At 73.5% G+C, this 22,487-nt stretch carries 9 protein-coding genes; all 9 read right to left on the reverse strand.

Features of this window, described 5'->3' with window-relative positions:
- Positions 1-108 precede the first annotated feature (108 nt).
- Complete coding sequence (locus tag ACWDRR_RS23560) at positions 109-1,989, reverse strand: hypothetical protein (protein ID WP_449774165.1); 1,881 nt, start codon at positions 1,987-1,989, stop codon at positions 109-111.
- Entirely contained in the window at positions 1,982-7,255 is a 5,274-nt protein-coding gene (locus ACWDRR_RS23565; protein ID WP_449774166.1) for a hypothetical protein, read from the reverse strand. Before ACWDRR_RS23565 ends, ACWDRR_RS23560 begins: the two co-directional genes overlap by 8 nt.
- A complete protein-coding gene (locus ACWDRR_RS23570; RefSeq protein ID WP_449774167.1) occupies positions 7,237-10,479 on the reverse strand; it encodes a hypothetical protein in 3,243 nt (1,080 codons plus the stop codon). The genes ACWDRR_RS23565 and ACWDRR_RS23570 overlap by 19 nt, the downstream gene beginning before the upstream one ends.
- The gene (locus ACWDRR_RS23575; protein WP_449774168.1) at positions 10,476-11,660 is read right to left on the reverse strand and encodes a Kelch repeat-containing protein; all 1,185 of its coding nucleotides are present in this window, start codon (positions 11,658-11,660) and stop codon (positions 10,476-10,478) included. Before ACWDRR_RS23575 ends, ACWDRR_RS23570 begins: the two co-directional genes overlap by 4 nt.
- Positions 11,661-11,679: 19 nt before the next feature.
- Positions 11,680-16,371 (reverse strand): DUF6603 domain-containing protein, encoded by a 4,692-nt coding sequence (locus ACWDRR_RS23580; protein WP_449774169.1) that lies wholly within the window; start codon positions 16,369-16,371, stop codon positions 11,680-11,682.
- A complete protein-coding gene (locus ACWDRR_RS23585; RefSeq protein ID WP_449774170.1) occupies positions 16,364-18,919 on the reverse strand; it encodes a hypothetical protein in 2,556 nt (851 codons plus the stop codon). The genes ACWDRR_RS23580 and ACWDRR_RS23585 overlap by 8 nt, the downstream gene beginning before the upstream one ends.
- 305 nt (positions 18,920-19,224) lie before the next feature.
- The gene (locus ACWDRR_RS23590) at positions 19,225-20,625 is read right to left on the reverse strand and encodes an amidohydrolase family protein (protein ID WP_449774171.1); all 1,401 of its coding nucleotides are present in this window, start codon (positions 20,623-20,625) and stop codon (positions 19,225-19,227) included.
- A gap of 224 nt (positions 20,626-20,849) precedes the next feature.
- Positions 20,850-21,716, reverse strand: coding sequence for a helix-turn-helix transcriptional regulator (locus ACWDRR_RS23595; protein ID WP_449774172.1), 867 nt, complete (start codon positions 21,714-21,716; stop codon positions 20,850-20,852).
- A gap of 385 nt (positions 21,717-22,101) precedes the next feature.
- On the reverse strand, positions 22,102-22,449 hold the full coding sequence (locus tag ACWDRR_RS23600; protein WP_449774173.1) for a hypothetical protein: 348 nt from the start codon (positions 22,447-22,449) through the stop codon (positions 22,102-22,104).
- Between the last annotated feature and the right edge of the window lie 38 nt (positions 22,450-22,487).

Below are 22,487 nucleotides of genomic sequence, written 5' to 3' on the forward strand. Positions count from 1 at the left end.
GGCAAGGACCGGGCAACGCAGGGCGGCGCAGCGCAGACGGCGGTGAGCCGCAGGTGCGTCCCGACGACCGGATGGGCGAGAGGCGGTCCTCGACCCACCGGACGCCGGTCACGGGCTCGGCGGAACCCATCCGGGCAGGAGCCCGGCGGGCTGCTGCGGCCCGGTGGCCGGGGTGTCGACCAGGAGGTCGAACGCGAGGCCGCTGGAGCCCTCGCCGCGGCCGGTGCCGCGTTTGGCGCTGAGCCAGAGGCAGACCCGGCCGTCGCGCCAGCGGGTGCGGTTGTAGGCCACGGAGAGCCGGGTGCCCGACTGCGGGACCTCCTCGTTGTTGACGAAGTACCCCCGGGGCGTCGGGGCGTCCAGGCCCGCGCGGAGCAGGGAGGTGCGGGGTTGGACGGGCGGCAGGACGCCGACGACGTTCGGCATGGCGGCGCGTTGCAGCTGGATGGTCCGGTTGTCACCCGGCACGTGCACGGGGATGAACGGGATCCAGTTCTCCGGGACGGAGTTCATCGCCTCGTAGGCGATCGGCGCGAGCGGCCCGTCCGGTGGGGTGGACGGGTGCAGCCGCAGGTGGTGGGCCTGGATCTCGGCGGCGACCTCGCTGCCCCGACGCCCCTCCCCGGTGGCCAGCGGCACCGTCGACTCGATGCCCCAGACCAGGTCGGCGTTCTCGTCGCGGATCAGCGACACCTCCTCCAGCGCGGGCCCGTCGGCCACCTTGGGCACGCTCGCGGGCAGGAACAGGCTGGTGGCAGCGGCCACCCGGTCGTCGCCGATCGTGTCGAGGGTGAACATGGACCAGCGCTGCCAGTCGTCGTCCTGTCCGGCGCCGGCCGGGGTGATCCACAGCCGTTGCCCGAACACGTCGGTGACGGCGAGGCCCTGGATCGACGCCAGCGTCCCGACCGGGAGGTCGCAGGGGAACTGGTACCAGTCGTTGCTGTAGACCAGCGCGAACTCCAGGAAGATCAGCCGGGCGAGGTCCGTACTGTCCGGCGAGACCGCGGCGAAGTTGGTGGCACCGTCCTCGACCGCCCACCAGCGCGGCAGCGGCATGCCCGCGTACCGGACCGGCGCGGGGAACACCGTGCGGTTGATCGGCGGGGGCGCCGGGTCGGTGCCGCCCACCGGTGCGGCCGGGTCGATCGAGAAGGCGTGCCAGTCCAGCTCGCCGCCCGGGTACTCCTGCGCGGTGAGGACCTTCTCTCCCCCGCCCGGGGCCGAGCCCGCCACGGAGAAGCGGTGCTCCAGCCGGCGCGGGTCCCAGGTGGCGTCGCCGTGCGGCTGGTCGATCAGGTCGTCGAACCAGGCGACCAGGCGGTCGCCGAGCGCGTCGAGCGCGGGATAGTGCAGGTGCAGCAGGTCGTTGATGCCGTCCGAGGCGCGCCCGCCGTCCTTGACGTGCCGGTAGAGCAGGTAGCCGTCCAGCCGACGCCCGGCGACGGCCTGCATGCTCGCCCAGACCTCCGGGTGCGCGACCCGGGCGGCGTCGCCGTCCTGGTAGGGGTCGGGCAGCGCGATCGGGTAGAGCCGGACGTACTGGCCGCGGAAGTCGAGCAGCAGGCTGCCCAGCACCGCGGAGCGGCCCACCAGCTTCAGCCACCGCCGGCCGATCGCCAGCCGGAGGTCGAAGGCGATCGGGTCGGCGCCCGCTGTGAACGCCGGCGGACGTCGCTCGGCGAGGGCCTCCAGCGGGCGGTCCGGCGGCAGGGGTTCGGCCGTGCCGCCGGCCGGGCGGAACCGGCTGGGCCGGGTGCCGGTGACCGAGTACGTGGCGGTGACCGGTGAGCCGGCGTCGCTGCCGCGGAACTCGCCCATCTGCCACTGCCGGGTCAGCAGCCAGAGCGGGTCGCGCACCTCGGCGCGCAGCGCGCGGTCGAAGTCGGTGGTGCGCGGCCTGCCCTCCAGGCGGTTCCAGATGCCGACCGTCGGGCGCTCCCGGTCCGCGATCGCCCGGGCCAGGTGGTCGATGCGGGGCTCAGTCATGGGCGGCCTTCCAGCGCTGGTTGGCGATCGCGAGATCGGTGGAGATCGTGATCGGCTGGCGGGTGGCCGACATCACGGTGGCCGGCAGCAGTTGGGCGTAGGCCGTGCCGTCCAGGTGCTCCGGTTCGACGGCCCGGGCCTTCGCCAGATCGAAGGTCTCCGTGACCGCCGCGACCAGGTCGTCGGTGTTCCAGGCGCCGGTGCGTACCGGGGGCACGACCAGCAGCATCGCCTGGGGCGGTTCGGAGTCGGGTCCGTCGAAGTGGACCGCGAGCCCGGTGGTCTCGCGCTCGGCGGGAATCACCTCGGTCCACTCGTCGAGAAGGAGACCGACCTGCGTGGCGGAGCCGAGCAGCGGGTCGGGCGCGTAGCAGGCGGTGAACAGCACCTTGTCCTCGGTGACGACCGTGCCGGGGCTGAACTCCATGCCCAGCCAGTGGTCGTTCGGCCGGTAGGGCAGCTGGACCGGCACCAACTGGGGCTCGCCGGACTGGAGGAGGTCACCGAGGAGTCCGCCCGTGCCGCGCAGCGCGTCGCTGAGCAGGACGGCCTTCTCCCAGAGCCGGGGCTTCTCGCGGACCCGTGCGATGCCGTGCGCCCAGTCGTCGACCGGGAAGTCCCGCGAGAACGGCGGCTGGGTGAGGTGCTGGACGAGCTTGCCGCTGTCGTCGCGGGCCTTCTTCCAGTCCGCGGCGAGCTGCGGGTCGGGCGTGAACTCGGGCACGGCGAGGGCGTCCTCGCCGAGCAGTGCCTTGAGCGCGTCCGTCGCGGCCTCGACCCGGTCGGGGCCGGTGACCGCCGCGTCGTAGGCCGCGAGCGCCTGGTCCGCGGCGGCGAGACGGCGGAGGATCTCGGTGCGCAGCGCCCGGGTGCGGTCCAGGAGGTCACGGCCGAGGACGACGACCCGGTCCTGGAAGGGGGTGAGGTCCAGGCCGGTCGGGTCGAAGGCGGTCAGCGGCAGTTTGGCGGCCACCTCGGTGAGCAGGCCGCTGAGGGTCCGCGTACCCGTTACGGCCTCCGCCCGGAGCGACTGGAGCTTGGCGTTGAAGCTCTGGCGGCGGCTCCCGACGGTGGCGCGGAGAGTGGCCGGCCGGGCCGGCAGCGGCTTGGTCGGGACCGTGGCGATCAGCCGTTCCGCCTGTTGCAGGATCCGGAACCGTTCGGCGTCCGAGGTGGCGGCCGGCAGCGCGTCGTAGCCGGCGAGCAGTGCGTCGGCCTGGGCCAGCGCCCTGCCCATCCGGTCCGCGGTTCCCGCGACGGCGGCCAGCACGTCGGCGAAGACCCCGCGCCGCCACTGGGCCAGTTCGCCCCAGCCGCTGCGGACCATGCCGAAGCCGCTCGCCGTGGTGACCAGGGCGGCGTACGTGGTGATCAATGAGTCGACGGCGGTGAGGATCTGCGCGCGAAGGGGCGCGGCGCCGGCCGGGTAGAGCGGTGTCAGGGTGGTGAGGGAGCTCTCGACGTTCTGGCGCAGGGCGTCCAGGGAGGTCCGCACGGCGGCCGGCCGCTCCCGGGGCAGTGAGACCGCCGCGTCGGCCGCCCGGTCGGCGGGCGCCGGGCCGGAGGCCGGGACCAGGTCGGTGGGGCGCAGCGGGCGGGCGGTGGTCAGCAGTGTCCGCAGGGCGGCGATCAGCGGGGAGAGCTCGAAGAAGGTGGTGCGTCCGGCGACCCGGTCGGTGTAGCGGATGGTCAGTTCGGCGTCGGGCCGGGGGTTGTCGGTGGCGAGGACCACACCGACGATCCGGTCGTCGAGGTCGGTCATCGCGCCCTCCCCCACCGGGCGCAGCGCCCAGAGCAGGTCGATCGGCCGCAGTCCGGTGTCGGCCTGGCTGACGGCCCGGCTGTGGCCCTGGCCATTGACCGGGTCGGTCCAGGTGACCTGGGCGACGACGGTGGCGGGGGCCGGGAGCAGGCTGGGCAGCCAGGCGTTGACGGCAGGTTCGGCCTGCGCGCGTGGGGTGTTGTGGCCGAGCAGCGGCGCGCCGTTGTCCGGTTTGAGGCCCGCGGTCAGGCGAAGCCCGAACCGGTGGGTCAGGGTGGTGCCGCTGCGGGGTGTGGCGACGACGGCGGGTTCGGGCGGCAGGCCTTCCTTGGCATAGGCGTCGAGGGTCGCGGAGGCTCGTTCGGGGTTGCCCAGCAGGGCCTGGTGGGTGCTCTCGGCGACGGCGAGGTCGGCGAGGGCGTCGTGGACGTCGAGCAGGTCCTGGACGGCCCGGTCGACGACGGCCCGCTGGGTGGTGTCGGCCGGGGGGAGGTCCGCGAGGCCGAACGGGTAGGCGGCCGGGGCGTCGCCGCGGGTCACGTGGCGCACCAGGGCGAGGCCGTCGACGACGTTGCCGGCCTCGATCTGCTCGATGGCTAGGGGCTTCGACGGGTCGGGCTGGTCGGCCTGGTGCGGGACCGTTTCGGCGATCCGCCCGGCCCGGAGGGGGAACTTCAGCCGCAGGGCGGAGATGAGGAAGTCGACCTCGGCCTGTTCGTGGCTGTCGTGCAGGGCCCGTTCCAGCCGGTAGCCGAGCAGTGCGCCGAGCGACTGGCCCTGCCGCATGCCGTCCAGCAGGCCGAGGGCGATCCGGACCCGACCGGAGCTGAGGTTGACGGCGAAGGAACCGGGGTTCTGCGGTGAGCCGTTGGCCAGGTAGCCGGCCCGGAGCACGGCCGCCGTCCGGGCGTGGCCGGGTGACGGGGCGTGCAGGTAGCCGCCGTTGCCGGGGTCGTGCATCAGCGGCGCGGTGCCCTGGAAGACCTGGGCGAGCGGTCCGGTCAGGGTGACCGGGGTCAGCTGCTTCGCCCTGGGGCGGACGTCCTCCAGCCAGCCGTACGCGCCGAGGTGGAGGCCGCGTTTGGCCGGGCCGTTGCCGTCGGAGCCGTACCGCAACTCGGCGAGGCGTTCGTTGGCCAGGCCGAGGCGCCAGGCGTCGAGCCGGTAGGTGGCGCAGTCCAGGTGCTCGGCGAGCACCCGCTCCAGCCGGGCGGTGGGCAGGGTGGTCAGCAGGTCGAGCGCGTCGGCCTGTTCGGCCAGCCGGGCGGTACCGGGGTCGGTGCCGAGCACGGTGGGGATGTGGTCGACGACGAGGCGGTGGGCGTCGTGGGTGATGTCCTGCGACGGCGAGTAGAGCCGCGCGAACCGGCTCTCGCTCGGGATGGTCCCGCCCTGCTGCGGGATCCGGACGTGGATGAACGCCGGCTCCGTCCCGGCGAGTTCGGCGGGGCTCGCGACGTGGGCGGCGATCGCCAGTTCGGTGGCGGCGTCGGCCCAGCCCAGCAGGAGGGCGTGCCGCAGCAGCAGGTACAGCAGCGCGGACGGCCGGTCGTCCTCGGGGAAGCCCGACTCGGTGCGGATGGTCTCCAGGTCGGTGCGGGCGTGGGTGGCTAGCCACTGCAGGTAGTTGGCGCCGTCGGTGGTGTAGGGGCGGACCGGGTCGGTCTCCGAGAGCGGGCGGTCGTCGACGGGCGGGGCCGTCAGCGGGTGCTGGGTGTCGACGAACAGGCGGCGGATCAGGTCCGGGTCCTGTGCGGGGCCGGTGTCGGCGTGGCCGAACCGGGTCAGCAGGGCACGGATGGGGCCGGGCATGTCCAGGTGGTCCAGCGCGGTCAGGACGGTCGAGCCGAGCGCGCCGAGGTTCTCCCGGTTGAAGACGTCCTCGACGCTCTGTGCGTACCGCTGGTAGTACTCGGCCGAGGTGGGGTGCAGCGCGAGGATGTCCAGCAGGTGCTGGTGCGCGTCGTCGGCCCGGCCGCCGAGGTGGGCGACCTTGCCGGTGGCCGTCTGCCAGTCGGTGGCGGCGGCCGTGAGCACCCGGTGCAGGCCGCGGCGGTGGGTCGCGGTGTCCGGCCAGGCCAGCCGGGAGAACGCGGTGGTGGGCAGGATCCCGTAGGGCTGTCGGCCGATCCGCGCGGTCGGAACGGGGCCGCGCCCGGAGACGTGGCGGAGGAAGAACAGGCGGGTCTGCTCGACGACGTCCCGGGTGAGCACCGGGTGCAGCATGCTCTGCAGGTGGTAGCCCCAGGTCGCCGGCCACAGGGCGGTGTTGGCGGCCCGGGCCTCGCGCTGGTCGGTGCCGTCGGCGCCGGGCATCCCGGCGAGGTCGGCGGGGTCGAGGCCGAGGAGTTCGGCGAACCACTGGCCGTCCGTGCGGGCGGTCCAGGCGGTTCCGGCCGGCGCGGCCCGCAGACCGGCCGCCGACCGCAGGCCGGCGTCGGCCTCCTCGGTGCGGTCCGGGCCGGCCGGCGCCTGGGCGGTGTTGTTGGTGGGGGTGCCCTGGGCCAGCAGGCTGAGCCCGGCCGGGCTGCGGAGTTGGCGGGTGAGCTGGGCGGTGAGGTCGGCGGCGGACTGGCCCGGGGTGGACTGCCGCCGCAGGCCGAGGACCACCAAGCGGTCGAGCCCTCCGCTCAGGGCGGCGGTCCGCGGGATCCGGACGCCCATGCCGACCGCCACGGCGCGGTCGAAGTCGGTCAGCCAGCGCAGCTCGTCCGGGACGGTGAGCACGCCGGTCGTCTCGTCGACCTTCAACCGGTCGGTGGCACCCGGGTCGGGGCTCACCGGGAGGGTCGCCGGGACGGGCGCGCCGTCGACGTCGACGACCTTCTGACCGCCGGTCCACCCGAGGAAGCGGAAGCGGTCGGGCAGCAGGCCGGCCCGGGCCGCGACCGTCCACGACTGCGGGGCGATGCCGGAGGCGGGCGGCCGGGGCACCACCAAGAAGGTCACCAGGGCCGCGGTGCCGAGGTCGACCGTGGCGGCCCCGATGCCGGCCGGTCTGCGGCCGCGGATCGTGGCCGCCCTGGTCGGGCCGACGGCGGCGAGCAGCGCGATGTCGGCCTCCCTCAGCTTGCCGCGGTCGCCGCGCGCCTGCCAGACCGCCGTCCAGTAGGTGACGGTCGGCTGCCGGTCGGCCGCGGGGAGGGCGGCGGCGCTGAGGACGACGAGCACGGTGGTGGCGGCGGGGACCGGCACCGGCCGGTCGGCCGGGTTGGCCGGCCGGTGGTCGCGCAGCAGCCACGTCGCCCGGCCGGCGGCGATCCGGCCGACCAGTTCGTGCCAGGCCGCCCGGTCGCCCACCGGACTGCCCCCGGTGCGCCACAGGGCCGTCCAGTACGCGTCGAGCGCACTCAGCTCGGCCTCGGTGGGCCGGGGCTCGAAGGAGTCGACCGACCACTCGTCGGGGAACACCCGGACCAGCAGTTCGGTCGCGGTGAACCTGGTCTCGACCCGGACCGGCCCCAGCAGGACCGGGTAGTCGTCGCTCAGGTCGTTGTCGGCCATACCGGGAGCATCTCCTGTGCGTGGACGGCGACCATGACCGGCGCCTGGAAGAGGATGTAGGCGATGTCGGCGGAGCTCAGACCGGAGTGCCAGAGCGGTAGCGCGACGTCCTCGGCGCGCTGCTCCTGCTTCTCCTGGTCGTCCTCGGAGCCGTCGAAGGGCGCGAGTTCGACGTGCGTGGCGTCGGTGAGCTCGACGAAGCCGAGGTGGTCGGGGTCGACGTGCTGCCAGGTGAGGTCGTTCCACACCTCGACGGGCGGTGGCGGGCCCCCGGGTTCGTCCACGCCGAACCGCGGTTCGCCGGGGCGTTCCTTGAGGACGAAGAACCAGCCGAGGTCGCCGGGCGGTGTTCCGCGGGCCTCGGCGGCGTCGAGGTCGAAACCGAGCAGGTAGATGTCGGGCTCGATCTTGGCCTCGTACAGCGGCAACCGGACCAGGTCGGTGGTCGGGTGGTCCTCGTCGGGCAGTGGGGCGGGGACGCGCTCCCCCGTCGTGACCGGGTTGCCGTCCTCGTCGAGCGGCCAGACCGCCCGGTGGGCGTAGACCGCCGTGTTCGGGTACTTCTTGAGCAGTTCGCCGCGGATGACGAGGATCAGGTCCTCCTTCCGGCCGGTGCCCGGGAGTTGCCGGTTGTCGTTCTCGCCGAGCAGGGCACCGGTGCCCCAGCGGTGGACCGGCCTGATGTCGTACAGCCGCTCGCGGCGCTGTTCGGGGGTCTCGCCGGGCGGCGACAGGACGGCGCGCGGGTCCCAGAACTGGCGGAAGGGGGTGCCGCGCTGGTCGGTCGGGTACTCGCGCCAGAGCATCTCCCGGGCCATCTCGTGGTTGAGGCCGACCAGGAAGGATTCGATGAAGCGGCGGTTGTTGGCCAGCAGGGTGATCGAGTTCGCCGGGATCAGGTCGAGGTTGGGCGCGAACACCTCGACCGACAGGTCGATCAGCGACTGGTACATCGGCAGGTCGATCACCGGGTAGGCCATCGCCTCGATGAAGTCCTCGGCGAACGGCCGCAGGCGCTCGGGCAGGTCGACCGCGCTCAGCAGGGTTCTCGGCACCGTGGTGTCCGAGCGCAGCCGGGACAGCACCGCGTCCGTGGTGCCGGTGACCCCGAGCTGTTCCCGGGGAGCCTGCTGTCCGACGGCGGCGGCCGAGTCCCAGCCGTCGTAGAGCTCGCTCAGCGCGCCCTTGAACCGCTCGGCCTCCGGGCTGTCGACATCGCCGCCGGTTGTCGGCGGGGTCGGGTCACCGAGCTCCTTGATCACGAAGTCCCGGCTCTTCGGCAGCGAGCCGACCGGGTCGGCGGCGGCAGCCCGTGCTCCGCCGCCGGGGTGCAGCACGTGGTCGAGCCGGGCCGGCGTCACCAGGGCGGTCGGCACGACCTTGGGCGCGGCAGCGGTGACCGCGCCGATGACGGCGTCCATCCGCGGCAGGAGTGCCTCGCGCGGAGCCTCCGGCGGGAAGGCCAGCGAGCGCATCAGCCGGGCTCCGGGACGGGTGATCCGGCGCATCGCCGCGGACACCGGTGCGGCGGCGACCCGGCTGGTCGCCACCCGGAAGCCGACGGCGAGCTGCTCGCCGGCACCGGCCGCGTCAGCGGCCCGGGCGGCCGCGCGGTCGGCTGCCACGGGGGCCGGGGCCGTGACGCGGGAGTGCGCGGGGGCGGTCAGCACCAGGTACTTGCCGGAGGGCGGCGGCGCCACCGCATCGGTGGGCGGGGCGACCGGCTCCAGGTGCTTGGTCTGCAGCCGGTGCCCGACCTCGCGGGCCAGTTGGGCCTCACGGATCCTGGCGTTGGCCTTCAGCACGTCGCCGATCTGGGCCCAGGCGGCATCCATGAACTCGTCCTGCCGTGCCTGGACGACCCGGGTGCCGAAGTTCGCGGCCACCCGGTAGCGCGGGTCGAGGTTGAGCCGGTGCACCCAGTTCCGGTTGGCGGGTGACGGCAGCGGACGGCCGTCCGCGTCGACCAGCAGCCGCGAGGTGAGCGCGTGCCAGCGGCCGTACAGCGGTGGGGTGATCACCGGGTCGACGCCGGCCGACAGCGCCCGGGCCTGGGTGCCGGGCAGCGCGCCGTGCGCCGCCGCCGGGGTGCTGCCACGGTACGCCTCGGCCAGGTTGACCAGGTTCGCCATCGCCTGTTCGAAGGGGTGCGGGTAGGGGGCCGCGGGCGGCGGCTTGTCGTACCAGTTGTCCCAGTTCTCCCAGGCGTCGACCGGCTGCTCGGGCAGTTGGAGCGCGCCGCCGAGCCGCAGGACCCCGCCGATCGACGCCGGGGTGGTGATCCCGGGCAGGCCGGGCCCGGCCGAGCGGTGCACGTCCATGTCCCGGCGGCCGACCTTCGGGTCCGGGCGGCGGGGCTGGAGCAGCCGGACCAGGTACTCGAAGTCGCCGGTGGCACCGGTGGTGAAGGACCAGCGGTGGTAGTACGGCAGCCGGCCCGCGCTTTGGCGGCCGGGGTAGTCGACGCCCCAGCCCGGATGGAGCGCTCCCGGGGAGAGCGCCGGGTCGAAGCCCAGCCCCGCCAGCCGGCCGGTCTCGAACGCGGGGACCAGGAACGCCTCGTACGCACGGTCCTGCCGCAGGTGGCGCGGGCAGAGCAGCCGGGAGCAGGCCCGGTCGGGGTCGGTGCGGAGGATCTCGGCGAGACCGGCCAGCACCGGGTCGCCGGGGCCGGCCAGCTCCCTGGCGACCGGGCCGTCCAGCGAGCCGTTGACGTGGACGTGCGCCCAGGCGCCGAGCTGGGCCGGCGGTGGCAGGACGGCCTGGTCCTTCACGGTGATGAACGGCAGCGGCCCGCCGCCGCTGCCCTCCTCGAACTCGGCCGGCCCACCCGCCGCGTCCGCCTTCGCGGCCAGGACGACGAGCGCCAGCCAGGGCGCGAGGCGGTCGGTGGTGCCGTCGGGCCCCGCCGGGCTGTAGCGCCAGGGCAGGTCCTCGTCGTAGAACTCGACGTGCGCCAGGTAGTTCGGCTCGACGTTGGTGGTCCCCGGCTGCGGCTCCCGCCGGGAGACCGCCCGGGCGTCGACGCCCACGATGTCGCCCGGACCGTAGAGCTGCACCGCCCGCTCCACGAACTGGCTCAAGGCGGTGCCGTCCAGGGCCTCGCCGCTGAGCAGCAGCTTGACCGGGACGGTGGCGCGGGCCGCCGCCCCCGGGTCGCCGGTGATCCGGGTCGAGAGGCCGGAGCGCAACCAGGGCAGGAAGGAGTAGCCGTTGGCGGTCATGTACCGCTCCCGGGGAAGAGCTCCGCGGCCGCGGTCAGCTCGGTGACCGCCGGATCCGCCGCGGCCAGGCCGGATCGGGCGGCGCCTCCGACGACGAGCACCCGGGCGTCGGGCAGCGCCGCGGCGGCGAAGGCCCACCGGCCGGTGATCAGGCCGGGCTGGGCGGTCCAGGTGTCGGCGCCCGCGTCGTAGCGGACCACGCTGCGGTAGCCGGCTTCGTCGGCGTCGCTGCCGGTGCCACCGATCACCAGGACCGCGCCGGAGCCGGCCGCGACGGCCCGGTGGGAGGCGCGCCCGGCGGGCATCTCCTTCACGGCCGTCCACCCGCCGCTGGTGAGGTCGTACTTCTCCGCCGTCCGCCGGCTGAGCGGGTCGAAGGTGAGGTCGTCGCCGGCGCCCGGCGCTCGCCCGCCGGTCACCAGAACGGTGGTGTCGGACAGCGCGGTGGCCTGGTGGAGCGCCCGGGGCCGCAGCAGGCTGCCGGTCGGCGCCCAGCTGTCGTGGTCCGGGTCGTACAGCTCGCAGAAGGCGAGCGCCGGATCCTGGTCCGTGCCGACGGCCGCCGTACCGCCGACCACCAGCACCTTGCCGCCCTTGAGCACCACCGCGGGGTGCCCGGAGCGGGCGTCGGTCATGGCCGCGGCCGGCGTCCAGCGGGTGGCGTCGGTGGTGGCGGCCGGGTCGTAGAGCTCGGCCGAGCGCAGTGCCCGGGTGGTCCGGCCGGCCCGGACCGCGCTGCCGCCGGCGACCAGGACCTTGTTGTTCGGCAGCAGGACGGCGCTGTGGCCCCAGCGGGCCTGGCCCATCGTCCCGGCCGGTGTCCAGGTGTCGGCCACCGGGTCGTAGACCTCGGCCGAGGCCAGGCCGGGTGAGGAGGAGCCGCCGATGCCGCCGGTGACGAGGACCTTGCCGTCGGACAGCCTCGTCACCGTGTGCAGCCTCCGGGGCGAGGGCTGGGTGGCGGTGGGCTTCCAGGTGTCGTCGGCGGGGTTGTAGAGCAGGGCCTGGCCGAGCGCCGTCCCGGTGGCGTCCGCGCCCCCGACGACCAGGACCTTGCCGGCGGCCGGGCCCGTGCCGGTGAGCACGACCGGTCCGTCGTGCTGCCCGTACCAGGCGGTGGCCGTCGCCAGGTCGTGCGCGGCGGTCCACTTCGCCGCGGCCACCACGGTGGGACTGCTCATGGTGTCGAACCTTCCGTCGTCAGGGGACGTACAACTCGGCGGTGGTGGCGAGTTCGACCGGGTCGGGGCCCGGGGCGGCGGCGCCCGCCAGCGCCGTACCGCCCGCCACGAGCACCCGGCCGTCCGCCAGCTCCACGGCCGCGAAGCCGGTCCGGCCGGTGGCCAGGTGCCCGGTGACCGTCCAGGTGCCGCGGGAGGGGTCGAGGACGGTCACGTTGCGGTAGCCCACCCCGGAGGTCGGAGCGCCCGTGCCGCCGATCACCAGGACGAGGCCCGAACGCAGCGCGAGGCAGCGGTGTCCGCCGCGCCCGCCGGGCATCGGGCCGAGTGCGGTCCAGGTGCCGGCGGTGGGGTCGTAGAGCTCGGCGGCGGCGAGGCTGTGCGGGTCGTGGCCGCCCGGCCCGGTGACCGGGTCGCCGCCGGTGACCAGGACCCGGCCGTCGGCCAGCAGCGTCGCCTGATGGCCCTTCCGGGCGGTCAGCAGGCTCGCGGTCGGCGTCCAGCCGCCCGTCGTCGGGTCGTAGAGCTCGCAGTGGGCCAGGGCGCTGTCCGCCCCGCCGGTCGGCAGCGCGCCGCCGATCACCAGGACCTGACCGCTCTTCAGCAGCACGGCCTGATGACCGGTCCGGGCATCCGTCATCGGCGGCCCGGAGGAGTCGAAGGTACGGGTCACCGGGTCGAGGAGCTCCACACCGGTCAACGCCCTGCCGTGGGCGTCCGTCCCGCCGGTGACCAGCAGCTTCCCGCCAGCCAGCGCCGTCGCCGCGTGCCCGTGGCGCGGCGTGTCCAGCGTGCCGGCGGGGGTCCAGGTGCCCGGCGCCGGGTCGAAGAGCTCTGCGGCGGCCAGGACCCCATCCGTCGCGGACCGGCCGCCGGCGGCCACCACCCGGCCGTCGACGAGCCTGGTCAACGAGTGCCGGCGGCGCGCGACGGCCAGCGGCGGAGCGGGCGTCCAGGTCGCGGCGACCGGGTCGAACAGGGCTGCGGCGGCCACGGCGCTCCCGGTGGCGTCCGCGCCCCCGGCCATCAGCACCTTGCCGCCGGTCAGCCGCACCGCCTCGACCTGCCCGGCAGCCGACGGCGGGCCGCCGGCGACCGTCCAGCTGCCCGGCGCGGCCGGTGCGCCCACCGCCTCGTCCGCCGGGATGACGTGCAGTTGGTCCGCCAGGCTCGCGTCCCGGCCGGTCCAGTCCGCGAGGGCGTCCTCGGCGGTCGTCCGGCTGTTGAACGCCGCCGAGGCGAGGCCGCCGGTCGGTGGGTGGGCCTGCACGTTGTTGCGGACGTTCGCGACGACGTAGCGCCGGTCGGTGAGCCGTACCGTCTCCGCGGCCGGGAAGGGCTGGCGCAGCCTGGCCTCCCGCCGGGAGACCGGCGAGCGGCTGGTGCTGCTGCCCTGGAGCAGCTGGTCGAACACGGCGGGGCTGACGTTGTGGAACCGCTTCGGCGCGGCGACGGCGGAGCGTGCCGCCATCGGGACGACCCGGCGAGCCGCGGCGGCGCTCTCCGGTACCCCGCTGTCGATGATGTGCAGTTCGTACCGGGCGCTGCGGCGGACCACCCGCGGCGAGAGCAGCGTCCCGGCAGCGGCGGTCAGCTCCAGCCCGGCGTCCTGGTTCTCGTACGCCGGCCGCGAGAGCTTGGCCGCGTCGTCCATGTCCTGGAACTGCGCCATCGCGAACTTGTCGCCGGTGTCGGACACCCGGACCAGGCCGCTGTCCGAGGCCGGTGCGACGGCGAACCGCTTGCCGTCGCTCGGCCGCTGCGCACCGATCCGGTCGAGCCGGACGCCGAGCGGGACGGCGCGCTGCCGGACGAACAGCGTGCCGAGCGGGTGCAGCACCAGCTGGTCGCTGTCGGGCAGCTGCCGGAGGGTGACCAGTGCGTTGCCGCCGCCGGAGGGCAGCCTGGTCTGCCAGCCCTCGGTCTTGCCGAACTCGCCGACCAGCAGGGGGAGCACCGCCACCGGGGGCAGCGTCGTGTTGTGCTCCTCGCCCCAGGTGATGTCGAAGTCGGCGGAGATCTCGAAGAACAGCAGGGAGATGGAGCCGCGCCCGTGCGCCCGCCACGGCGACGGACCCTCCAGCTCGAAGTGCAGGTCGATGCCGAAGACCCCGACCCCGAAGGCCTTCAGGGTGACCCCGGCGGAGATCGCGATGGTGAACGCGAACGGCGAGAAGCGGAACATCGCGTCGAAGGAGAGGTGTCCTTCGACACCGAAACCGCCGAAGCCCAGCCGCAGTTCGACGGCCGCGCCGAACTGGACGGTGTTGCTGGTGACCGCGAAGTAGCCGGAGACCCGGATCAGCTGGCCCGGCCGGTTGAGGATGTCCACCGAGAGCCGCTTGGGCACCGGGAAGGGCAGCGGCGGCGGTTTGAAGGAGGGGTGGAAGCCGCCGACCGTCAGGACGAAGTCCGGGTCGTCGCCCCAGGCGACGAGCAGGCCCATCCCGCCGTCGATGGTCATCATGAGGACGTGCGAGTCGAAGAGTTCGGCGAAGAACCAGAGCCTCGACTTGTCGACCTCCAGCGCGCCGACGAAGTTGACCTGGAGCGCCAGCAGCGGCAGCTCCTTGGTGGGCAGGATGCACTTGAGCACCCCGAGTACGGCGATGTTGCCGGGTGGGATCTCGACGATCACCCCGAGCGAGACGCTGACCAGGGTGGGCGTCCCCCAACCGATCTTCGCCATCGGCCCGATCAGGAACCGGCCCTGCTCGGGCGGGAAGAAACGGCGCAGATCGGAGAGGATCCGCGGCGCGTTGGCGATGACGTCCTGGGGGAACATCACCGACTCGACCGAGCCGCTTCGCACGCCCTCGGCCAGCGCCTGCAGGTTCATCCCGCGGTTGAGCCCGATGATCCCGCCCACCGCGAGCAGGGTGAACCCGTACCCGAGCTGGATGCCGGTGGCGCCGAAGTCGGTGGTGATCACGATCAGCAGCGAGAAGCCGTCGGAGCCGTCCGGCATGCGGGTGCTGATCAGGCCGATCGCCTTGAGCTCGACCAGCCCGGCGAAGTCCAGCTCCAGCGCGCCCGCGTACTCGCCGTGATCGGGGTCGAAGGAGAGGTACCCGCCGCCCTTGACCGGTCCGGCGTCGACGGCCAGGCCCACGCCCCTGGGCGGCTTGAACCCGAAGGAGAGGTCGAGCGGCCCGAGGTTACCGTCGCCGCCGGACCGGAACGCGAGGTCGGCGGTCAGGCCGATCTGCTCCACGACGGCCGTGATCGGGCCGAGTTGGGCGCGGAACGAGACGCCGAGGCCGATCGGCAGCCCGTCCGGGCCCGGCGACGCGGAGATCGTGAGGCCCCGGATCTCCAGCGGGCCGAGCTCCAGGTGCACGGGGAGCTGGATCTCCAGGTTGGAGGTGCCGCGGAAGTAGAAGCCCTGCCGGTAGGAGAGGCCGACGGCAAGGTCCGCGCCGAGGGTGACCCCGCTTCCGGGCAGCACGGCACCGATGAAACCGTCCGCACCGGCCGGCGAGAGGACGAACTCCAGCCCCTCAAGGTCGACCTCGGCGAAGAAGTCGGCCTCCTGACCGACCAGCCGGACCCCGCCCGCGCCGGCCATCCGGCGCAGCTGCAGTCGTGTCCCGTCGGCCGAGCCGAGGAGGATCCGGGGCTTGTCGGTCGGGCCGGACCGCTCGACCCGGACGTCGATCGACCCCTTGGCGTGGACCGGGGGGCCGGACGACTCGAAGCCGAGGACCATCTCGATGCCCCGACCGGGCCGTGCCAGCAGTGCGACTCCGCCCTGGAGGTCGAGGTCGCCGCGGATGGTGACGGCGACGTCCGGCCCGAGTTCGAAGCGGAAGCCCTGGCGTCCGGCGAACGAAGGAAGGAGCGCCAGCCCCGCCGGGGCCCCGTCGGCGGCGGGCAGTGGCAGCAGCCGGAGCTCGGCCGCCATCCGGGCCGAGGGCTGGACGCGTTCGAAGAGGACGGCGGACAGCATCGCCGGCGCCGGGCCGAACGGGTCGGGCGCGGCGCCCTGGACGGCCAGCGCGGTCGACGACGGCACGTCGACGGTCTGCACGTTGGCGCCGATGGCCCGCAGCAGGTTGTCGAGCTGGGAGAACAGCGCCCGCTGGTCGAAGGCGGGCGTACCCCAGCCGAAGGCGTCCTTCAGCACCTGGGACGGATCGGTCAGCATCCGGAACAGGTCGCCGAGGTCGAGGGCGAGGTGCATGTACGGCGGGCGCCCGCCGGTGGCGGGGGCGTAGTCGGCCTTGATCACGCCGAGGCTGCGCAGGGCGAAGCCGAGGTTGGCGTGGTAACGCTGCAGATAGCCGACGACCAGGAAGTCGACGAGCTGGCCGGGGAAGAGCGCGAGGAAGCCGTCCGCCCGCAGGGAGGCGGGAATGGCCGAGGGCGGGGCATCGGTGATGGCGTGGATGCCCTTGATGAGTGCCTGGACGGCTCCGAGGGCGCGTTTGACGTCGTCCGGCGAGAAGGAGGCCGACGCCGAAGCGCCGCCGTCGCCGACCGTGCCGTCGACGCTCAGCCCGCCGTCGCCGAGCAGGGTGTGCAGGCTGTCGTAGAGGGTCTCGACGCCGGTGCGCAGGTCGACGAAGGGTTGCGGGATGTCCGTCGCGATCCACCCCAGGCGGCGCAGCAGTGCGGAGAAGGCGCCGGGCGAGGCCAGCGCGTCGCGCAGCGGCAGCAGCGCCTGACCGACCTCGGCCAGGATCCGTTCGAAGGTGCCCGGCTCACTCATGCTTCTTCGCCTCCGCCTTCGACTCCGGGTAGAACTTCCGGTCCAGCAGCGCGTGGAACGTGGGGTCGACACGGTTGACGATCAGCCAGGCGCAGATGTGGCAGAAGTCCGTCGAGCTCTTGCGCATCTTGCAGCGCCCGGCCGGCCGGTAGTGGGCGCCGGCCTGGTGGTCGGCGCCCTCGAAGATCCCGATCAGTCGTGCGGACTTGCAGGGCGCGCTGAAGTCCGGGATGTCGACCGGGTTGTCGTCCTCGGTCCTCTTCCGGGCGGTGTCCTGGTCCTGGTTGAGCGGGTTGTGGTTGTCCTGGAGGAACTTGAGCACCTTCGGCTCCACCACGAGGAGCGGCTGGTGCAGGGTGTCCTTCAGCGGCACGAAGACGATCGAACCCTTCTTGAAGGTCGGCGGGGCGGCGGACCCGGGTGTGGCGATGACGAGCGCACCCTCCGCAGGGAGGACCTGGCTGACGACCAGCCCTTCGAGGTGGGCGGCGGGGCTGTCGTCCAGCGGGAGTTGCCGGCCCCCCGGCTGGATGCCGAAGGCTCGCAGCCGCACCTCGGAGAGGAGCGCCTTGGCCTGCTGCCACTGCGCCATGTTGCGCGAGCCGATGGTGACCTTGATGCCACGGACCGGGGTGGTCACGGCCACCGAGTCCGTGAGCAGGGCCGCCGCCGTCCGGATGCGCGGCAGCTTGAGCCACTTGACCTTGGCCGGGTCGATGTGCCGGTCGTTGGGGTCGGTGCCGGCTCGCAGGAATCCGAGTACCGACACGTTGTCACCGCTCAGGTCCGTCGCGGTCGTGGCCCCGCCGGTGTCGTCCCCGCCGAACTCCTCGTACTCGTCGGACAGGTTGAAACTGTGGCCGAACTCGTGCGCCACCGTCTGGATGACGTCGTCGAAGTCGACCGCGATGTCGGCGGGCGGGTCACGGCGCAGCTCCCGCTTGTCCGCCGCGTTGGCGTAGACGTAGGAGGCACCGGAGAACGTGTTCACCGTCTGGGCGGTCGCCGTCCGGACGTTGATGTTGGTGCCGCCGTCCACGCCGTCGTTGACGATGACGGCGATCAGGCCGCGGCTGGGCTGGTACTTCCCTTCGTCGGGCATCCACTGGGCGCCGACCGGGGCCGTCGAACCGGTGACCTTGAGACCGCGGACGTAGCGCAGCAGCGTGTTCGCGGGGTTGACGGTGCGTGAGCCCCGGTAGAGCTCCGGCGGATGGCGCCGCGGGTCAAGGGTCAGGAGCCTGGTCGGCCGGTTGAGGTAGAACTCGTACAGCCGGGCGACGAACGTCTTGACGGCCGGGTCACCGACGGTGTCGGCAGCGGGCTTCGGCACCGGGCCGGTCCCGGAGGCCTGGTCGGCGAGCCGGCCACCCAGGTGGAAGCCGAAGAAGGTGTCGCGGGCGTGCAGGATCCCCACCGACTGGTGCTTCTTCCAGGCCTCGATGAGTGGTCCGCTCACCCTGGCCGGGTCGAGGTCCGTGAGGTCCTGCCCCTGCCAGACCGCCAAGAGGTCGGGTCGTGAATCCCCGCGCATCGGGAGCCCGACCCTGCGGACCAGCTCCTCCAGCGTGTAGCCGGGGCTCGCGCCGATCACGTTGGACGGGATGGGGTGGCCGACGCCCTTCGCCTGGCCCGCCTCGACCGTCTCCGCACCGTCCGCGACCCGGAATCCGCAGGTGACGGTGTGCTGCTGGGACGGGGTGAAGGACTTGAAGGCGTTGAAGCTCGCCCGGAGCATCCCGTACGGCTCGTGCGCGGGCTTCTCGAACATCTCGTGGATCGTCCGGGTGACGATCTCGTCGAACCTCCCGCGGTCCTGCTCGCGGAACCCCTCCGCGAGGAACAGGACGTTGTGCTTGTCGGCGAGGGCCGCCGGGTCGCCGCCGCCCAGCTCCCAGGTCAGCGCGTGGTCGGCGGTGTAGTCGATCACGCGCACCTTGAGGGTCTGGGGCGTACCCACGCCCGGAAACGTGCCGGAGATCAGCCACGGGGTGTCCGGCTGGGTCGGGCTGACCGCCAGGCCCCGGACCCGGCCCCTGGGCGTGACCGCGAGTCCGGTCGACCCCGTCGGGGTCAACTGGACGTACCCGTGGCCGGTGATGTCACCGATCAGGTCGGTCCCGGTGCCGGCGTCGTCGCTGAACTTGGCGTACACCGAGGGCTGTGCATGCGCGACGGCGGCGTCGAGCGCGGTCGTGACGGAGTCGTTGCCGAACCACCAGCCGACCACCGACCGGTGGACCTGGAGCCTGCCGACGAGGTACTGGTTGCCGAACCGGGCCTGGAACAGGAACACCCCGGGTGTCGTGGCGGTGACCAGACCGGTGTTCGGGTCTACCACGGGCAGCCCCTCGAACCGCCGCGTCTTGGGATTGTGCGGGGCGAAGAAGAGGAACTCGCTCTGATTGGACGGCACCTCGGTGATCACGAACCCGTTCGTCGCGGGATTCGCGTCGGTACGGGTGGCCAGGGTCAGTTTGAGGGGTGGCGCGCCGGTCAGCGCGACATGGACGTCGCAGTGCGGAAACAGGAGCAAGTCGTCGGCCATGGCAGGAACCTCCTGACTACCGTCCACACAGGGCCATCGGAACCGAGACTCATCCCGATAGTCCGTAACCGTACTGCCCGGTGCTGACAAATCCGCCGGGAATTGTCGGAGATGACCCGAAGCGGCTAATTCTCATGTGATAATTCATCGGATCCGGTCATTGGCGACCGATAGTGGACCGGTCCTGCCCACACGGCACCGCCACCGAGGAACCGTTCGGGGCGGTGTGCGTCATCGGCCGGAGGAAGCGGCCCGGTCACGCCCGGCCGGCAGGGGGTGCGAGCCTGCCACCGCACCGGGCGTGCTCAGGGCGCCGGGGTGTTCACCACGTAGTCGCGGGAGGCGCGGACCTCGGTGCGCAGGGTGGGCAGGTCGACGTCGAGGACCTGCCCGTTCCACTTGCGGGGTTCGCCGTTGATCAGCACCGCGCTGATGTTCCGGGCGTCGGAGCCGAGGACGAGGGTGCCGATCGGGTCGTTGAGCGGCATGGTGTTGAGGTCCTCGGCCCGGACGACCAGCAGGTCGGCCTTCTTGCCCGGGGTGAGCGAGCCCGTGGTGTCGGCGAGGCCGTTGGTGCGGGCGCCCTGGAGGGTGGCGAAGTCCAGCACGTCGTGGGTGGTGATCCGGGAGGGCCGCCGGTCGGTGCCGTGGGCGGCGTTGACGGCGCGCATCCGCTGGACGGTGTGCAGGGCCCGCATCTGGGTGAACATGTCGCTGGCCAGGGCGACTTCGACGTCGATGCTCAAGCCCGGGCGGATTCCGGCGGCGAGGGCCTCGTCGACGGCGGGGATGGCGGTCTCCAGGCCGATCTGGGCGTCCGAGGTCGGGGCGAGCGCCACGGTGGTGCCGGTCTCCCCCATGGCCTTCCACGCCTCGGCGGTGAGCCCGGTGGAGTGGATGAGGGTGACGTCGGGGCCCAGGAGGCCGCCCTCGGCCCAGCGCAGGACCGCCTCGGAGGAGGCCGTGCCGAAGACGGCGTCCACGCTCACGCCGATGCCCAGGTCCTCGGCGACGCTGGCGAGTTCGGGTCCGTAGGCGAGTGCGGGGCCGGCGATCTCCGCGGTGGCCAGGGCCGCCAGGCGCAGGGTGAGCAGCTGGTCGTCGCTGCTGAAGTAGCGGTCCTTCAGGCGGGTGAGGTCGCCGGGCCACTGCTGGTCCCAGGTGCCGAAGTGCGGTCCCATGGAGGCGTGCACACCGCGGATGCCGGTGTCGAGGAGCGCCTGGACCGCGGCGTCGGAGTGGTCACGGGTGCGGGAGTTGTGGGAGAAGTCGAGCATGGTGGTGATGCCGCTGTCGATCGCGGTCAGGGCGGCGAGCCTGGTCCCGGTGTACATGTCCTCGGGCCGGTAGACCGTGGCGTAGCCGGCCAGGGTCGCCATGACGTAGCCGCCCAGGTCGTCCACGTCCGGCATGATCCGGCGCAACTGGGCCTCCCAGGCGTGGCGGTGGGTGTCGACGAAGCCGGGGCTGAGGATCGTGCCGGTGGCGTCGACGACCACGGCGTCGGCCACGTCCAGGTGGTGCCCCACCGCGGTGATGGTGTCGCCGTCGACGAGGAGATCACCGCGGTCGATGACGCCGAGGGCGGGATCCATCGTGACGATGGTGGCGCCGGTGAACAGGATCCGCCGCCGGTCGGCGGGCAGGCTCCGGATCCGGGCGAGGGTGGCGTCCGCGGCGGTGGGACGGGTGTCGGGGACGATCATGGGAGGGCCTTTCCGGCTGTCGGACGTGTGGCTGCGGCGACTGCCGCAGAGCCAGGCTGCTCGGCCGGCGGGACCGGAACCAGGCCGCCCCGTCCCCAGGAGTCGGGCACCCACCGTCCGGGGCACCGGGAGTGCGACGGGCGGCTACCTGTGCCGGCAGACGCGGAGAGCCCGGGCCGCCTCGGTGGAGGCGGCCCGGGCCGGAGGTGCGTCGGGGCGGGACGTCAGACGGTGCCGGCCGTCGGGGCGGGTTCCGCCCGCGCCGTCGAGGCGTGCCCGGTCCGGGCCCGCAGTTCAGCGAAGGCGGCCGCGGTGGCACCGGCGGGTTCGGCCTGGTAGACGACCAGCTGCTGGTGCGGTGCGCCGTTGACGGTGAAGGCGGAGAACTGGATCTCCAGGGCGCCCACCTCGGGGTGGGCGAGGCTCTTCGGCTGCTGGGTCTTGGCCTTCACGTCGTGCCGGGCCCACAGGTCGGCGAACTCCGGGCTCTTCGCGGACAGGGTGGCGACGACCTCGGCGATCCGCGGGGAGTCGGGGTCGTGCCCGTAGGCCGCGCGGAGCTCGGCGACGCAGGCCTGCGCGGAGCGGGCCCAGTCGCGGTAGAAGTCGCGACCGGCCGGGTCGAGGAAGGCCATCCGGGCCAGGTTGTCGAACCTCTGGAATCCGCTGTGCAGGGCGGCGGCGAGGCTGTTGTGCGCCAGGACGTCCAGCGCGGGCCCCAGGACGAAGGCGGGGGTGTCGGGCCAGCTGTCGAGCAGGCGTAGCAGTTGGGGGCCGATCCGCCCGTGCCCGGCGGGTGCGCCGCGGCGTTCCTGGAGTGCCCGGGCGAGTCGGCGCAGGTGGTCGAGCGCCTCGCCGTCGAAGTGGAGCGCGGCCGCGACGGCGGCGACGACCTGCGGCGAGGGGCCGGTCTCGCGCCCCTGCTCCAGGCGCATGTAGTAGTCGGAACTCACCCCCGCGAGCATCGCGACCTCCTCCCGACGCAGCCCCGGCACCCGCCGACGGCCGTGCTCCGGCAGGCCCACGTCCTGCGGCTTGAGGGCTTCGCGCCGTGCGCGGAGGAACTCGCCCAAGGGACTGCTGTCGCTCATGACCCAACCTGGTGGAGGATGTCCCGACCTCGGGCGGGCGGGACGTCCGGGCGTCCGGCGCCGCACCCGGGGTCGGTCCGCTGCGGTGTTCGGGTCGCCGGGCCTCGGTGCCCGGCGACCTGGGGACATTCCTACCCCACGGGCCGGCCGGCCAGCCTGGCCCTGACGCACCCAGGAAACCGCCGGCCGGCGGGGACCCGGCGCTCTCAGGGGTGCTGCCGGGGTTCCGGCAGCCCCCCTGCCGGTCGGAGCCGTCGGCGGGTGACGACGTACACAGCGGCGACAGGCCCCGCCGAACCGTCGGGCCGCGGCGGGCGCCCGCGCCGGCCGGCACGGGCGCCCCGTCTGCTCACGTGCCGTCAGCAGACCCGCCGTCGGCGCTCCGTCAGCAGCCGGCCCAGCCGATCCCGATGCCCGTCACCCAGTTGGCCGTCCTGAAGGAGAAGCTGCGCGTCGTGCCCTTGGGACCGACCCGGGGGCCGTTCTCCGAGCCGGCCGTCGTGTAGAAGATGACGTAGGGGCAGCGGCCGTCGGCCTTGTCGTCCGTGATCCAGCCGTTCACGTTGTAGCCGTCACACGCCTGGGCCCAGCCGTGGCCCTCGTTGTTCGACACGTTCGTGCTGATGCAGTCGTTCACGCGGGTCTCCACCGTCGTCGCGGCGGAGGCGGGCATCGCCAGGCCCACCACCGCCGCGGCCGACACGAGGGTGGTCGCCAGGATTCGTCGCTTCATGAGGTGTCCTTCTCTGGTCGATACGGGTGGGTACGGAC

The organism is Kitasatospora sp. NPDC003701 (assembly GCF_053587085.1).

Bases quoted from the DNA above. Each gene is read 5' to 3' on its own strand.
- ACWDRR_RS23560 (WP_449774165.1), bottom strand. From the start codon at position 1,989: ATGACTGAGCCCCGCATCGACCACCTGGCCCGGGCGATCGCGGACCGG.
- ACWDRR_RS23565 (WP_449774166.1), bottom strand. From the start codon at position 7,255: ATGGCCGACAACGACCTGAGCGACGACTACCCGGTCCTGCTGGGGCCG.
- ACWDRR_RS23570 (WP_449774167.1), bottom strand. From the start codon at position 10,479: ATGACCGCCAACGGCTACTCCTTCCTGCCCTGGTTGCGCTCCGGCCTC.
- ACWDRR_RS23575 (WP_449774168.1), bottom strand. From the start codon at position 11,660: ATGAGCAGTCCCACCGTGGTGGCCGCGGCGAAGTGGACCGCCGCGCAC.
- ACWDRR_RS23580 (WP_449774169.1), bottom strand. From the start codon at position 16,371: ATGAGTGAGCCGGGCACCTTCGAACGGATCCTGGCCGAGGTCGGTCAG.
- ACWDRR_RS23585 (WP_449774170.1), bottom strand. From the start codon at position 18,919: ATGGCCGACGACTTGCTCCTGTTTCCGCACTGCGACGTCCATGTCGCG.
- ACWDRR_RS23590 (WP_449774171.1), bottom strand. From the start codon at position 20,625: ATGATCGTCCCCGACACCCGTCCCACCGCCGCGGACGCCACCCTCGCC.
- ACWDRR_RS23595 (WP_449774172.1), bottom strand. From the start codon at position 21,716: ATGAGCGACAGCAGTCCCTTGGGCGAGTTCCTCCGCGCACGGCGCGAA.
- ACWDRR_RS23600 (WP_449774173.1), bottom strand. From the start codon at position 22,449: ATGAAGCGACGAATCCTGGCGACCACCCTCGTGTCGGCCGCGGCGGTG.